Here is a 15107-nt window from a genome sequence, read left to right on the forward strand (position 1 = left end):
CTAATTTTATTTTTATGAAGATAATTGGACTTATAGGCGGAATTAGCTGGGTTTCTACGGCTGATTATTATAAACTTATAAATGAAGGTGTAAATGAGAAACTGGGTGGGCTTAACTTCTCAGAATGTCTGATTTACTCTTTTAATTATGCTGATATAAAAAAGAATAATGAGGCGAATGACTGGGATTCTACTTTCAGCATGCTTCTAAAAGGTTGTGAGTTTCTTAAACAAGGCGGAGCAAAAGCAATTGTTTTGTGTGCCAATACCATGCATCTTATTGCTGACAGGCTTCAGGAAGCGATCGATTTGCCTGTTATTCATATTGCTGCGGTTACCGCTGCAGAAATTGAAAAACAAGGATTGAAAAAAGTGGGGTTGTTAGGAACTAAGTTTACAATGGAGCTCGATTTCTTTAAGGATAAACTTATAGCAAAAGGAATTGAAGTTATAATTCCGATAAGTGAAGATGATAAAGATTTTATTCACACTACAATTTTTGAGGAACTGGGGAGAGGGCTTGTTACTGATGCAACGAAAAAACGTTATCTGGAGATTTCCAATCAATTAATACAACAAGGAGCAGAAGGAATTATTTTAGGTTGTACCGAAATTCCTTTAGTAATACAACCAGAAGATCTTTCTGTGCCAATTTTTGATACTGCCTTACTGCATTCAAAAGCAGCAGTTGATTTTCAGTTATCTTAAAATCAGCATATAACTTAAAAGCCATGAATTTATTAATTTAAATTCATGGCTTTTTTATTTTATAAAGAAACTATTTTTTAGGTGCTTCTTTTGTGAGTTCAGGAATAATTACTTTTTTCTTGTAAAGCGGTATAAAATAAGAAACGGTGTAATTGAAACCTACTCCAAAACTACCGTCATACGTTCTGTTGAAACCCGGGATATACAAATTATCAAAACCTGATGGTTTAGAATTGGCTACCAGCATTTTTAACTGAACGCCAAATCCAACAAATACATTATTAAAAACTTTTGCTTTTATCCCCATGGCAACTTCTATCCATCCGGCTGTAAGACCGGTGTATTTTTGACCATCGACAATTGGTGGCTGTTCTCCCCAATACGGATTTGCATTATAGATTTTATAACTGTTTAGTTGTTGGCTAAAAGTACTAAAACCGCCACGCATCCCTATTGTGATTAAGTTTTCCATGTCGAGCCAGTTTTCATATAAATTATAGTCAAAACCTCCTTTAATATAAGTTCCGGTAGCTGTCGAATTTAGTCTGGTGTCATCTGTAGTTTTATCTTCAAAGCCAAGTTCTGCCGCCAGATAGTACTTTTTTGTCAGACGAAAATCACCTGTAAACTCAACACCTTTATAATCTTTATCATAAAAACCACGAGTCAGTTTGTACAAATCAACTCCTACGCGAAGACCATAACGGTCTGTTTTGATACTGTCTTTTTTTATTTCCTGAATTGCAGGTTTTGCAGTTTCAGGTTTTGGTTTTTGCTGTGTGGTTTCTTTTGTTATTGTTTTAGTTGACGTTTCCTGGGCCTGACCCAAAAACATTGAAAACAATAAGCAAAGACTAAAATAATACTTTAATATGTGTTTCATTTTCAGATTCGACGTTAGATTGTAATACGATAACTCTCTGCATCCAAAGACCATCATTGGCTGGATCTGTTTGCTCGAAAGGGGTTGATACTGGATCTGCAAGGGATAGCGGGTTTAATTGAAAGATCGTTTTAAAACCACAGGCTCTGGAGACATATACATTTTGACGTGTATAATTAAATTTTATTACATCTGTATTTATTGCAGCGGGATTAGGATTTCCTGAATCCAGAATAAAACTATATGTAACTGAATCTTCATTTGTTTTTAAAGGAATAGAAATGGTATTAGCACTGGTTTGATACTTTGTAATGCTGTCGCCACTTTTATTAAAAATAATTCCATTTGGCTGATCTTTACCAATTACTTTTAAGTTGGTGACATTTTTAGCTAACGTTGGAGTTTTAATTTCATAAAACGAAATCACTAATCGGGGAGTAGTGGGTGTATTTGCATCACAAATATCATCTTTCTCACAACTGGATAAACCAAAAGTAAAGACTAATAAAAGAGAGATTATTTTTTTCATTTAAATTTTGTTAGCGAAGTTCTAAAAGTACAACATTTTCGACATGATGCGTTTGTGGGAACATGTCAACAGGTCTCACACGTGTTACTTTGTATTTTTCGTCCATTAAAGCTAAATCACGTGCTTGTGTCGCAGAATTACAACTTACATAAACCACTTTTTTAGGGGCAATTTTCAGAATTTGATCAATAACTGCTGCATGCATACCGTCTCTTGGCGGATCTGTAATGATAACATCCGGTTTTCCGTGTTGCGCGATAAAGCTTTCGTTAAAAACGACTTTCATATCACCTACAAAAAACTCACAATTCGTTATATTATTGCGTTCAGCATTAGCTTTAGCATCTATAATCGCTTCAGGAACACTTTCGACTCCTATTACTTTTTTTGCTTTTTTAGAAACAAACTGTGCAATAGTTCCGGTTCCGGTATATAAGTCATAAACGGTTTCGTCACCGGTAAGTCCGGCAAAATCACGCGTTATTTTGTAAAGCTCATAAGCCTGATCTGAATTGGTTTGGTAAAATGACTTAGCGTTAATGCTGAATTTTAAACCTTCCATTTCTTCCAGGATATAATCTCTTCCTTTATATAGTTTGATATTCTGGTCGTAAATAGTATCGTTTTGTTTTGAATTAACGACATATTGTAATGAAGTAATTTGCGGGAACTTCTCATAAAGATGATCTAAAAGAAGTTCACGGTTTTTCTTGTCATTTTCGTAAAACTGAATCAAAACCATGATTTCGCCAGTCGAAGCTGTACGAATCATAAAAGTTCTCAATAAACCGGATTGTTCTCTCGGATTAAAGAAAGCTAAATTATGCTCGTTTGCAAAATCCCTGATTTCGTTTCTAATAGCATTAGACGGATCTTCCTGCAGGTAACATTTTTGAATGTCAAGAATTTTATCCCACATTTTCGGGATATGAAAACCTAAAGCATTTCTGTTTCCTAAATCTTCTGTGCTTTCAATTTCTTTTTCTGTTAACCAACGACTGTTAGAAAACGAAAACTCCATTTTATTTCTGTAGAAAAACTGTTTTTCTGAACCTAAAATAGTTTCAAATTCAGGAAGTTCAACTTTTCCTATACGCTGCAAATGATTTTTTACTTCGTTTTGTTTGTAATACAGCTGTTGGCTGTATTTCATGTTTTGCCATTTACATCCGCCACAAACACCAAAATGATCGCAGATTGGTTCAATGCGATGTTCTGATAGTTCGTGAAATTTTACGGCTTTACCTTCATAATAGGCTTTCCTTTTTTTGAAAGTTTGTACGTCAACTACATCACCCGGAACCACGTTCGGTATAAAGATTACTTTTCCGTCAGGAGCCTTTGCTACTGATACTCCTTTTGCCCCGGCATCAAGAACCTGAATTTGATGAAAGACAACTTTGTCTGTATTTTTTCTTCCCATAGCGCAAAAATAAGTGTTTGTAAACTTTTTCAAATTTAAATTTCAAAATATTTTATCAAATTGTTTAATTTATTATTTTAATTGACTTTAAAAGTTAACTTTGTTTTTAACAATTAGCCCAAATTCACCATTTTTAACTTAGATTATTGTTGTTTTTTATGAAGTTGTATCATAATCTTTCACAAATTAGCTTTTTGAAAAAAAGTTATGCGTTCAAGTTTTTATTTGTTGCCTTCGTAGGCATCCATATCCCTTTGATCGGAATTTTATTTTTTGTGCTTTATTACAATCATAGTGTTTCGCCTACTTCAATATTGATTTTCTCTTTGGTGATGACTTTGCTGGCCACTACAATAACACTTATAGTGCTGAATCAGTTGATTAAACCAATTTCTATTGCTTCAAAAGCACTGGATGATTATAGAAATAACAGAAAATTATCTGTTTTGCCAACGGAATTTAGTGATGAAGCCGGTTTGTTAATGGCTAATATTCAGGAATCTATTTATGAAGCTGAAAGTTTTATAAATGAAAAGCAGGATTTGATTTACATGCTTTCGCACGATTTAAAAAATTTCGCTGGTAATCCTCAGGGTCTCGCTAATTTGATTATAACTGAAAATCCCTCTGAGTCTGTACGCCAATTGGCAGAATTAATTAGGGAATCGACTAATTTGCAATTCAGATACATCGAAAATTTTATAAAATTACTTCAGGAGCAGGATCGTGTTGTAAAAGGAAATCTGGAACTAAGAACGATTTTGTTTCCTGGTATTTTGCCTTTTATTAATGAGCAGGTAGAACAGCGATTGATTGATAAAAATATAAAATTGAGCGTTGATGTAGCACTTACTGAAGCTCAGCTTAGAATTGATGAAGGTTTGTTGATTCAGGTAATAGTCAACTTAATTAGTAATGCTATTAAGTTCTCTTATTTTGACAGCGAAATCAAAGTTAGGATCTATAATGACAATTCAAAGTTGGTTATAACGGTTACGGATACAGGAATTGGTTTTGATAAAAGTCAGATTGATGAACTGTTTAAGAAATTTACTAAAATGAGCCGATTGGGTACGGCAAATGAATCCTCAACCGGAATTGGATTGTATTTGTGTAAAAAAATCATCGAAAAAAACAAAGGAAGTCTTAGTGCGACCAGTGAAGGTAAAAACAAGGGCGCTGAATTCAGAATCGAGTTTGAGTTGTAAAAAAAAATAAAGGTTATAAATTAGAATTGAGCGCCTTTCTGTTTTCTCTGACTGAAATAAGGCACTGAGATTCAAAAAAAAACTTAGAACCTCAGCGCCTTAGCATCTTAGTATCTTTTAAATCACCATAGCTGATGAACAGAAGGTTTTATATATTCTTCGTAAATTTTATTCATTGCCTCAATTTTCTCCGAAGTTAATTCAGGGAAATCATAAACTGATAAATTAGATATCACATGATTTGCAGTTGAAGCTCCCGGAATGATGCAACTAATATCTTTAAAACTCAAAATCCATTGTAATGCAATAGGAGCGAGGTTCGTTGTTTCAGGAAATAATGCTTTTAGTTTTTCAACCGCTTTTAATCCCAATTCGTAATCAATACCTGAAAAAGTTTCACCTTTATCGAAAGCATCTCCGTTACGATTGAAATTACGGTGATCTTGGGCTTCAAAAGTAGTTTTTGCATCAAATTTACCAGTTAAAAGTCCGCTTGCTAAAGGAACTCTCGCAATAATTCCGATGTCTTTTTTTCTCGCTTCAGAGAAAAATAATTCAGAAGGACGCTGGCGAAACAAGTTGAAAATAATCTGAACCGTAGTTACATTCGAATATTCAATTGCTTTTAGCGCTTCTTCGACTTTTTCGACACTTACGCCCAGATTTAAAATTTTTCCCTGATCTTTTAATCGGTCAAAAAGTTCGAAAATTTCAGGTCGGTAAAAAACTTCAGTAGGAGGACAGTGCAGCTGAATCAAATCCAGAGTTTCTAATCCCGTTCTTTTCAAGCTGTCTTCAACAAATTTCTGAAGAACTTTTGGCTGGTATCCGTTACTCACATGAGGATTAATGTGACGGCCGCATTTTGTAGCTACATAAATACGTTCTGATCTTGAGCGCACGACACGTCCAACGGCAGTTTCGCTCAGTCCGTTTTCATAAACATCAGCGGTGTCAATAAAATTTACACCGTTATCGATAGCCGTATTGATAAGTTCATCGGCTGTTTTATCATTAAATCCAGATCCCCATTTTCCTCCAACTTGCCAGGTTCCAAGGGAGATTTCAGAGATCTTAAAATTGGTTTTTCCTAGTTTTCTGTAGTTCATTTCTTTTAAGGTTCAAAGGTTCTTTTCTTCAAGTTCGAGAGTTTAAAAGAGACAAAGGCACAAAGGTTTTTTGTAGAGATGCGCAGCAGTGCGTCTTTTGGGGAACTATAAAAATGTAATCAGTTTATAAAAACTTTGTCCCTATGAACCTTTGTGCCTTTGAACCTTTCTTCTCAATCAAATAAATCAGAAGACAAATAACGATCACCGCGATCGCAGATAACAGCAACAATTACTCCTGATTCTAATTCTTCGGCGATTTTTAAGGCAACAGCAACAGAACCTCCGCTGCTCATTCCTGCAAAAACACCTTCTTCGAGAGCTAAGCGTTTCGTCATAATACGTGCTTCTTCTTCGCTTACGTCAACTACAGTATCTACTTTAGATGCATCAAAGATTTTGGGTAAATATTCTTGTGGCCATTTGCGGATTCCCGGAATTTGTGATCCATCGCTCGGCTGCGCGCCAACAATCTGAATTGCGGGATTTTTTTCTTTCAAATAAGTCGAAGTTCCAATGATAGTTCCCGTTGTTCCCATTGCAGAGACAAAGTGGGTTACAGTTCCGTCAGTGTCATTCCAGATTTCAGGACCGGTAGTTTTATAATGTGCTTTCCAGTTGTCTTCATTCGCAAATTGATTTAGCATGATATAACCGCCTTCTGCTACCTTTTTGTCTGCGTAGTCGCGTGAACCAATAATTCCTTCGCTAGCGGGCGTTAAAATCACTGTAGCGCCATAAGCACGCATTGTTTGAGTTCTTTCTTTTGTAGAATCTTCCGGCAGCACCAATTCGATCTCTATTTGAAACAATTGTGCGATCATGGCAAGAGCAATTCCTGTATTGCCGCTTGTCGCTTCGATCAGCTTGTCGCCTTTTTTGATATCACCTCTTTCAAGAGCAGCAGCAATCATGTTATACGCCGCTCTGTCTTTTACACTTCCGCCCGGATTATTTCCTTCCAGCTTTAGTAAAAGTTTTACATTTTTATTTTTAACCAAATTGACAGTTTCCATCAAAGGAGTATTTCCAATCAGGTTTAGCAATTTCTGTGCATTCATTTTTTTTCTTTTATTTTAACTTCAGTTGTAGTGGTGTTGGTGACAATAGAATCTTCAGGAATCGATTTGGTTACCCATGCATTTCCTCCCACAATACTATTTTTGCCAATAATGGTTCCGCCTCCAAGAATAGTGGCATTCGCATAAATGCAAACATTCGCTTCGACAGTTGGATGTCTTTTTGCATTTTTCATTTCTTTGCTCACGCTCAAAGCGCCTAAAGTTACACCCTGATATATTTTTACGTGTTTTTTTATCACAGTCGTTTCCCCAATAACGATTCCGGTAGCATGATCAATAAAAAACGGAGAATCAATAGCGGCACCGGCATGTATATCAGTTCCGGTAATTCGGTGTGCGTATTCGCTCATTAATCTCGAGAACAGCAATAAATCCAGATGGTATAATTCGTGGCTTAATCGATAAATTGCAATGGCATAAAAACCGGGATAACCCAAATAAACCTCATCGATACTATTGGATGCGGGATCATTTTCCAGAATATATTCAGCATCCTGATTTAGTTTCTCTAATACGCCGGGCAGTTTTTCTAAAAACCGGTCCCAGATCGATTCGCATAATTTTTCAGGTTTTTTGCAAGCGAGTACCGCAATTTCTTTGAATCGTATTTCAAGCTCGTCAATACTCTGAGCTAAGGATGCGTTCGAATCAAAAAGGGTATAAAAAAGCTTTTCGGTAAAATCTTCAGTTTTGGTTTTGATACCGTAATTTATATTGGAATGGCTTTTTAAAGCTTTTATATTCTGTATGATAGTGTCTTTTGTCACAATTATAAAATTGAGTGGATATTTTAAAACGTTAAAAGTAATGTGTTTTTTGTAAATAAAGGCACGAATTATATAAAGAAATTTTGTTTTGAGAATTCGATTTGTGATAAATAAAAGAAACATACAAGCACATTTTTTATATGATTCTAAATAAGTTAAATGCGTAAATTAGCCCTTAAAATTTATAAACATGAAAAATAATTCGACTTTTAAAAGTGCTATTTCTAATGATTCTTTTCCTGAAAGTGAGAAAATTTGGGGAAAATCGATTCACGATCCAATTTTAGGACTTATCATTCAGGATTTTCCTTCTTTTAGTGAAGATGATTGTATTGCAGTAAAAGAGTTAAACGAATACCGCCAAAAATACATTTCGAATTATTTGTCTACTGAAATCGGAACACTTTCTGATCTTGAAAAAAGTGTTATTACTTCGCTCAAAGAAGATAAGTCAATAGTAAGTATTGTAGAAGACGAAGAGGAGGTAAGGAGTTTTGGTCAGAAAATAGCAGACAAAGTTGCTGACTTTGGCGGAAGCTGGACTTTTATAATTTCCTTCTTACTTTTCATCGTAGTCTGGATTGGTGCGAATGTTTATATTTTGGTCAATAAAGGTTTTGACCCGTATCCGTTTATTTTGCTTAATTTGATTTTATCCTGTATTGCCGCATTGCAGGCTCCGGTAATTATGATGAGTCAAAATCGTCAGGAAGAAAAAGACCGAAATCGTGCCAAGAAAGATTATATGATCAACCTGAAATCCGAATTAGAAATTAGAATGATTCACGACAAAATCGATCACTTAATTATGCATCAGCAACAAGAATTAATCGAAATTCAGAAAGTACAAATCGAGATGATGAATGATATTCTGAACCAGATAAAAAAATAATTTCAGCGTTTTTTCAATGCAAAAAATCAAAACAAAAGTTGATAAAAAAAAGTCACTTCTGATCTTTGAAAAAAAGAAGGATTAAGCGCTGAAAAAATAAAGTGAGGTTGCGGTAATTTAATCCTTTTTAGAAAAAGACAAAGTAAAAAAATGAAAGTGGAAAGAGTATAATTGATATTGAAATTTTGCTAAAAAAGAGCTTTGAAAAAAGTAGGAATAAAATAGTATGATCAAAGGTTAGTTATGTTTGGTTTTGGAATGTATTTTTAAATACGAATCAGATCATGTCTTGTTATAAATTGAACAGGATTTTTTTCTGTTGTTCTGAAAAAAAAGCGACGACAGAATCCTGACGGCTATATACTCCTATTTTAAAGTTTCTTACTTTTGAATTCTTATACATGAAAATATGAAAGCTTTTAAAATTTTAATAATGATTCTTGCGATTTCGGTTGCGATGTACGAGCAGGTTTCAGACAAAAAAAATATCTATATTATGGTAATTGCGATTGCAGTTTTCATGTATGGAATGATGCAGTTGAGCGCAAAAACACCAAGTAAAAATCAAGATAAAGAAGAACAGGATGTTGACTAAAGGAGATAAAGTTTCAGTCTTAGATGAAGCGATAAACGGAACAGTGGTTTCGGTGAAAAACGATGAAGTTTTGATCGAAACTGAGGATGGATTTATGATGACATTTTTTGTCAAAGAGTTAATTAAAAATCAGGAAACCAGTAATTTAATGAATTCTATCAGAAGAATTGATTTAGATGAAGTTTCGAGAGAGAAAACAGAGCCAAAACCAAGGAGTTTTGTCAAAGAAAAGAAAGATAAACGCGAAATTTCTGCTCCGGAATTTGATTTGCATATCGAAAAACTGGTTCCGAATAAACGCGGAATGTCAAATTATGATATCTTGACTTTGCAGACTGAAACGGCAAAAAGACATATTGAATTTGCAATTCGAAATAGAATTCCTAAGATCGTTTTTATTCATGGCGTTGGCGAAGGAATTCTGAAATCTGAACTTGATTTTTTATTGGGCCGTTATGACGGAATAGATTTTCAGGACGCCAATTATCAAAAATATGGCTTAGGTGCAACCGAAGTTTATTTTAGGCAAAACAACAAATAAGACTTTTTTTTATTGCTGAATTCGTTCGCTTTAAAGCATAAAAAAAACGTCCGTTTTCTTTCTAATTCTCTAGTGAGATTAGTTTGAAAACGGACGTTTGTTTTGTAAGAAAATAAGAGGTTTTTTTTAGCTATGAAAAACCTTGTTTTTTGCTAAGGCACTACAACAGTTACAGTGCCTAAAACGAAATTATCTCCCAGTTTAAAAGTAGTATTCCCTTTTTGTAGTGTTGCTTTTTTAAGAACTATTGTATGTTTAAATACCTTAAGAGAGCTCGTGGTTGTGACCTGTATTATACCACTTACATTAGCCTGTCCATCCTTGCCAAACCATGTGTCTAATATGGCAGGTGATGCAGGTGTCTGGTTGGTACAGAAGTAAGTGCTTGCGTTTACAGGCAACACCCCGGCATAGGTTCTGTAATATAATTTATTATTTAAAGAGTTTAAGTTGATTAAACTTTCTCTTGGTTGTCCTGTTGGGGTATCTACATTTTCAATTATATTGTCGGACAGACTTTCGAGGACAAGAGAAGATGTTGTGTTTTCGATGTAAACTTTATTCTGATCTGGACAATATTGAGCAGTTTGAGCACTAAAATCTACCACGACCGGAGTAACTGTTGTAGTAAAATTTCCAAAATCAAATTCGGCATTCACCTGATCTATTCCTGATGGCTTGGCAAAAGTGATATTGTTAAAAACAATATTATGGTTGTAACCTGTAACTTTACTACTTCCTGTAGTTTCATCTGTTACTTCGATTTGTGCCGTGTTTATTACAATTTTCCCTGATTTAGCTTGCCATTCTTCTGTCACGCTTGGTGATGTTGGGGGGATGCTGCCGCAAATGTTAGCTGTCTCAACTTTACCATTATATGCTCTGTAGACAACACGGTATAGGTTGTTGTCGATATCATAGGTTACTGGAGCTCCGGGTAGTGTTACATCATTTATAATTTTGTTGTCCGGTAACTGAATTAATAAAGATTCCTGACTCTTTAGTCTGTATATTAAACTGTTAGTTAATGTGTTGCAGGTTTGAGAGGCAATAGTAGGGTCGTCAAAATCAATAGTGTCAACTGTTAAGTCACCGTCATCGCAACCGTTTAATAATAGTGCGAATACTAGAAGGCATGCATATTTTTTCATCGTAATTTTATTTGACGTCAAAAATAGTGAAAAATTTGGCAAATGATATTTAAGAATAGACAATTGATATTTCATAACTTTGCATTAATGAAAAAAGTATACCTCGATAACGCCTCTACAACCGCTATGCGTCCTGAAGTTATTCAGGAAATGACAAAAATTATGACTGAAGATTTTGGTAATCCGTCTTCTACACATAGTTTTGGAAGAAACGGAAAGACTATTTTGGAGCTTTCCAGAAAGAGCATTGCCAAACATTTAAATTGTTCCGCACAGGAAATTATTTTTACTTCAGGAGGAACTGAGGCCGATAACTGGATCCTTCGTTCTGCAGTTGAAGACCTTAAAATAGAACGTATCATTACCACCAAAATAGAACATCATGCCGTTTTGCATACCGTTTTGGTGCTGGAATCTGAATATAATGTTCAGGTCGATTACGTCAATATAAATGCTGACGGAAGTATCGATTTAACGCATTTGTCTAATTTACTGGCGCAGGAAAAAAAGACAATTGTGAGTCTGATGCACGTAAACAACGAAACAGGAACAGTTTTAGACCTGAATAGAGTGGGTCTGATCTGTAAGCAATATGGTACTTTATTTCACTCAGATACCGTTCAGTCCGTTGGTAAAACTGAGATTGATTTACAGGAAACGCCAGTTGATTTTATTATTGCGAGCGCACATAAATTTCACGGACCAAAAGGTGTTGGATTTGCTTTTATTCGAAAAAACTCAGGATTACAACCTTTGATTTTTGGAGGTGAACAGGAAAAAGGACTTCGTGCCGGAACTGAAGCAGTACATCAAATTGCCGGAATGGCAAAAGCTTTGTCACTTTCGTACGAGAATTTAGATCACGAAAGGATATACATCTCTGAGCTGAAAACGTATCTTATTGATCAGCTTGAGATACATTTTCCGGGATTTAGAATCAATGGAAAAAGAGATGATTTTTATAATATTATCAATATTATTTTGCCTTTTTCTGCTGATAAAACCTCCATGTTATTGTTCAGTTTAGATATGAAAGGAATTGCCGTTTCAAGAGGAAGTGCATGCCAGTCCGGAAGTATAAAACCTTCACATGTTTTAAAAGAGATGCTCTCAGAAGAAGATTTAAAATTACCAAACCTCAGAATTTCTTTCAGTCATTATAATACCAAAGAAGATATAGATTGGCTTATCGAAAGCCTGAAAAGTATTTAAAAAATAGGTGTAAAGGTTCAGCGTTTTTAGATTTCAGGTTCCAAGTTATTTAACCTGGAACTTGAAACCTGAAACAAAAATAACTATTTTCTAATCACCCTTACCTGTGCATCATTCGTTAGTTTGATGATTGTTGAAGGTTTTCCTGCAACTCTGTCATGATATAGATTCACAACATAATCTACGCCTTTAACAATTTCAGGACTAATATCCTTGAAAGCAATAGGAGTAGGCTGTCCTGAAATATTAGCCGAAGTTGAGACCAAAGGTTTTTTCATTCGCTCTAATAATTTAAAGCAAAATGGCTCTTTTACCAAACGAATTCCAAGTGAATTATCTGCTGCAATGATGTTGGGGGCAACATTTCTGGGTTCGTCCAGAATCAAAGTAGTTGGTTTTTCAGATAAGTCTAAAATCTGCCAGGCTACTTCAGGGATGTTTTTAAAAACATTATACATCATTTTCTCCCCATTCATCAGTACGATCATGCTTTGTGTTTCAGCACGCTGTTTGAGTTTGTATATTTTGGCAACAGCTTCAGGATTTGTAGCATCACAGCCAATTCCCCAAACGGTATCAGTAGGGTAAAGTATAATGCCGCCCTCTTTGATAACCTCGTATGCTTTTAAAATTTCTTCGTTCATTCTATAAAATTATATACTTGTTTTTGTATGCTTATTTAAGCTGCAAAGGTATAAATAAAAAGAAGATGAATGATTTGTGGGGTGTGATCATAATCAACTCTTACAGCTTTTTTGTTTTGTTTCTCTTAGACATCGACATCAAAGGCAATTCGATATACTTAAAAGTAAGCTGGCAAATAAGCAACAGAGGGAAAATAGATGCAATAATAATAAGCCAAAATTCAGAATTGGTTAGCATTTTTGCTTTCTCAAAACCAATTATAAAATAGAAGATAATGAATAGTAAAATACCGTGTAACAGGTACAAACTATATGTTATTTGGCCAAATTTACGGGAGAAAGCACTAGATAAGATTCCCAAAAAGCTGTTTCCTGATGCAATAATCAAAAATACAACTGATGATATTACGATCTGAATTGGTTTTCGGCCCCCGTTAAAAAAATAAACGGAAAGTGCCAATAGCAATATGGCTAAAATAGTGTATTTTTTTTGTTTTAGAATTCCTTCAAATTTTTTGGTATTAAGCAATATGGCAACGATTATACCGCCTACAAAAGGCATAAAGTGTCTTAATGATGATTTATTAATAACCATAATGATGGCTGCCGCGGCCGTAAAAGCAAATACTGCTTTTAAGTTTACTTTTATTTTAAACCATAAAGCGATAAGTGGCAATAAAAAGTAAAACGTCCATTCGTAAGGTAACGTCCAGGTTATTCCGGAATTCAGTATAAAAGTATCTTCCAGTCCGTTTAGATCCGAGTTTTTCTTGCTTACGTTAAAAAATAACCAGGAAAGTACGCTTTTTAAATTTTCGATAAACGGAACCCTAATGGTGAATTGGGTTAAATAAGCAACCAGAAAAAAGATGATAATTACCGAGAAGAAATACATTGGGAAAAGTCTGAAAAACCTTGATTTAAGGTAATCTGGCCAATCAATTTCTCCGGTTTTATTATTGAATAACTTAGTTGTAAATAAAAAAGCGGTAATTATAAAAAAGAAAACCACTGTTGTTTCCCCAAACTGATTGAACAAATTAGAAGCAGGGTCTTCCCAGTTTTCAGTCTTCAAAAATACCTGCCAGATGTAACTGTGATGCAAAAAAACAAAAAAAGCCAAATATCCTCTTAATCCGTCAATTTCAGGATATCGAATTTCACTTAAATCTGTTTTTACAAGTTTGTTTACAAGTAAAACGGATACAATTAGTACAGCTAATATTGGAATCAGAAAGGCGTAAACGGTAAAATTCATTTTTTATAAGATTGAATAGCAGCTGGCTGTCATTGTTTTAGAAGCAGTTTAGTGACGTTTTGTTTTTTACAAACTTACTGAATGATACATTATAATTGAACGAGTAAGATTGTAAAATGGCTGTTTTTTTATAATAGACAATTTAAAACTGTTTTTTGAAAATTACGTTATCAGTCCAGCCTTCTAAAGTGTATTTGTAAAAAACAGAATCAGGGATTTTCTCGTATTCATTTTTGAAAAAATCAACCGGTACAACCGGATTTTTTTCGTCTATGATAAGAATGTTATTAGGATTGTAAAAATCATAGTTTTTTATATCAGCGTTCGTTGTGATCAGCTTTTTTTCTAAGCCCAGGCTTTCAAAAACCCTGAAGGTCAGGCCAATCTGACCAATTCTGTTAATGTCTAGTAATACTTTTGAACGGTTGATATAATCATTGACCTCCGCTAAAGGCATATGTTTATTGATATAAGTAATAATGTCATCGGTCTGCTTGTGCTTTTTATCATAAATAATAAACTTGAAATTTATTTCTTTAGATTTTAGTTCCTTAGCAATTCGCTCTAATATTGGTAATCTTTTGTCGATCGAGCTAATGTTGAAAACATCATAATCAAAAGCTTTCTCAGTATTTACAGCTGCATTTTTATTGTAGATCCAGTTAGGGGCAAATTTCAGATCGAATTTGGCACAATCGTCTTTCTCGAACGAATACACCTCATCAAAACAATGCAGCACTCTTTTGATTTTAGGACAGCGATAGGTGTTATCATTAAAAAAGCCTATTGATTTTTTAGTATATTTCTTAAATTCAAGAATACTTGCGGGATCAATAAAATCACCTTTTATAGTCAGGATAACATCTTGGATTTCTTTGTTTTTTTGTAATTGCTTTATAATTTCTTTCCCGTAATGCAAGTGTTTTAAGTTCGTCTTAAAGAAGGCCTTTAGAATAAAATTATAAGCTTTATGCAATACAGATGGATATTTGTATTTAAAAACATTAAAATCGATATGATGTACAGTATGTCCCTGCTTTTCCAGAGTAGATGCAATGTGTGTATTGAGACCCCAATTGTCGAGACTTATTAATGTTATGTGCATT

16 protein-coding genes are annotated in these 15107 nt (G+C 34.4%); 6 read left to right on the top strand and 10 right to left on the bottom strand.

The annotated features are described in order from the left end of the window. Positions 1 to 14 precede the first annotated feature (14 nt). Positions 15 to 707, top strand: coding sequence for an aspartate/glutamate racemase family protein (locus B0A67_RS04175; RefSeq protein ID WP_072955806.1), 693 nt, complete (start codon positions 15 to 17; stop codon positions 705 to 707). Positions 708 to 777: 70 nt separating this feature from the next. Here the strand turns inward: B0A67_RS04175 and B0A67_RS04180 are convergent, their stop codons facing one another. Genes B0A67_RS04180 through rlmD form a run of 3 tightly spaced genes read right to left on the bottom strand, consistent with a single transcriptional unit; the run spans position 778 to position 3542 of the window. Then, the gene (locus tag B0A67_RS04180; RefSeq protein ID WP_072955803.1) at positions 778 to 1590 is read right to left on the bottom strand and encodes a DUF6048 family protein; all 813 of its coding nucleotides are present in this window, start codon (positions 1588 to 1590) and stop codon (positions 778 to 780) included. Continuing rightward, complete coding sequence (locus B0A67_RS04185; RefSeq protein ID WP_072955800.1) at positions 1562 to 2119, bottom strand: DUF6452 family protein; 558 nt, start codon at positions 2117 to 2119, stop codon at positions 1562 to 1564. Before B0A67_RS04185 ends, B0A67_RS04180 begins: the two co-directional genes overlap by 29 nt. Before the next feature lie 10 nt (positions 2120 to 2129). Continuing rightward, positions 2130 to 3542 carry a 23S rRNA (uracil(1939)-C(5))-methyltransferase RlmD gene (gene rlmD / locus B0A67_RS04190; RefSeq protein WP_072955796.1) on the bottom strand — a complete coding sequence of 471 codons (1413 nt, stop codon included), beginning with the start codon at positions 3540 to 3542 and terminating at the stop codon, positions 2130 to 2132. 194 nt (positions 3543 to 3736) lie between these two features. Here rlmD and B0A67_RS04195 point away from each other — a divergent pair, with 194 nt between their 5' ends. Further along, on the top strand, positions 3737 to 4750 hold the full coding sequence (locus tag B0A67_RS04195) for a sensor histidine kinase (protein ID WP_242670920.1): 1014 nt from the start codon (positions 3737 to 3739) through the stop codon (positions 4748 to 4750). A 122-nt stretch (positions 4751 to 4872) separates the two neighbouring features. On the opposite strand, the gene B0A67_RS04200 is transcribed toward B0A67_RS04195, so the two are convergent. The 3 genes from B0A67_RS04200 to epsC form a co-directional block, all read right to left on the bottom strand. Continuing rightward, positions 4873 to 5859: an aldo/keto reductase gene (locus B0A67_RS04200; RefSeq protein WP_072955789.1), complete on the bottom strand. Its 987-nt coding sequence runs from the start codon at positions 5857 to 5859 to the stop codon at positions 4873 to 4875. Between the two features lie 173 nt (positions 5860 to 6032). Continuing rightward, positions 6033 to 6920, bottom strand: a complete 888-nt coding sequence (gene cysM, locus B0A67_RS04205) for a cysteine synthase CysM (RefSeq protein WP_072955786.1) — start codon at positions 6918 to 6920, stop codon at positions 6033 to 6035. Further along, positions 6917 to 7708 (bottom strand): serine O-acetyltransferase EpsC, encoded by a 792-nt coding sequence (epsC, locus tag B0A67_RS04210; RefSeq protein ID WP_072956817.1) that lies wholly within the window; start codon positions 7706 to 7708, stop codon positions 6917 to 6919. Before epsC ends, cysM begins: the two co-directional genes overlap by 4 nt. Before the next feature lie 190 nt (positions 7709 to 7898). On the opposite strand from epsC, the gene B0A67_RS04215 reads away from it, so the two are divergent. The 3 genes from B0A67_RS04215 to B0A67_RS04225 all read left to right on the top strand — a co-directional run bounded on the left by B0A67_RS04215 (position 7899) and on the right by B0A67_RS04225 (position 9736). Beyond that, a complete protein-coding gene (locus B0A67_RS04215) occupies positions 7899 to 8600 on the top strand; it encodes a DUF1003 domain-containing protein (protein WP_072955783.1) in 702 nt (233 codons plus the stop codon). Between the two features lie 409 nt (positions 8601 to 9009). Continuing rightward, positions 9010 to 9195: a hypothetical protein gene (locus tag B0A67_RS04220; RefSeq protein ID WP_072955780.1), complete on the top strand. Its 186-nt coding sequence runs from the start codon at positions 9010 to 9012 to the stop codon at positions 9193 to 9195. Then, entirely contained in the window at positions 9185 to 9736 is a 552-nt protein-coding gene (locus tag B0A67_RS04225; RefSeq protein WP_072955777.1) for a Smr/MutS family protein, read from the top strand. The genes B0A67_RS04220 and B0A67_RS04225 overlap by 11 nt, the downstream gene beginning before the upstream one ends. 152 nt (positions 9737 to 9888) lie before the next feature. On the opposite strand, the gene B0A67_RS04230 is transcribed toward B0A67_RS04225, so the two are convergent. Continuing rightward, positions 9889 to 10887, bottom strand: coding sequence for a hypothetical protein (locus tag B0A67_RS04230; protein WP_072955775.1), 999 nt, complete (start codon positions 10885 to 10887; stop codon positions 9889 to 9891). Positions 10888 to 10974: 87 nt separating this feature from the next. On the opposite strand from B0A67_RS04230, the gene B0A67_RS04235 reads away from it, so the two are divergent. Further along, a complete protein-coding gene (locus B0A67_RS04235) occupies positions 10975 to 12099 on the top strand; it encodes a cysteine desulfurase family protein (RefSeq protein ID WP_072955773.1) in 1125 nt (374 codons plus the stop codon). 83 nt (positions 12100 to 12182) lie between these two features. On the opposite strand, the gene B0A67_RS04240 is transcribed toward B0A67_RS04235, so the two are convergent. From B0A67_RS04240 to B0A67_RS04250, 3 genes are all read right to left on the bottom strand, one after another. Next, positions 12183 to 12743, bottom strand: a complete 561-nt coding sequence (locus tag B0A67_RS04240; RefSeq protein ID WP_072955770.1) for an L-threonylcarbamoyladenylate synthase — start codon at positions 12741 to 12743, stop codon at positions 12183 to 12185. Positions 12744 to 12843: 100 nt separating this feature from the next. Further along, on the bottom strand, positions 12844 to 14001 hold the full coding sequence (locus B0A67_RS04245; RefSeq protein WP_072955767.1) for an acyltransferase family protein: 1158 nt from the start codon (positions 13999 to 14001) through the stop codon (positions 12844 to 12846). Positions 14002 to 14143: 142 nt separating this feature from the next. After that, positions 14144 to 15106, bottom strand: a complete 963-nt coding sequence (locus tag B0A67_RS04250) for a CgeB family protein (RefSeq protein WP_072955761.1) — start codon at positions 15104 to 15106, stop codon at positions 14144 to 14146. Position 15107: the final 1 nt, after the last annotated feature.

This window comes from Flavobacterium aquidurense (genome assembly GCF_002217195.1).
In the GTDB taxonomy this organism is placed as follows: Bacteria; Bacteroidota; Bacteroidia; order Flavobacteriales; family Flavobacteriaceae; genus Flavobacterium; species Flavobacterium frigidimaris.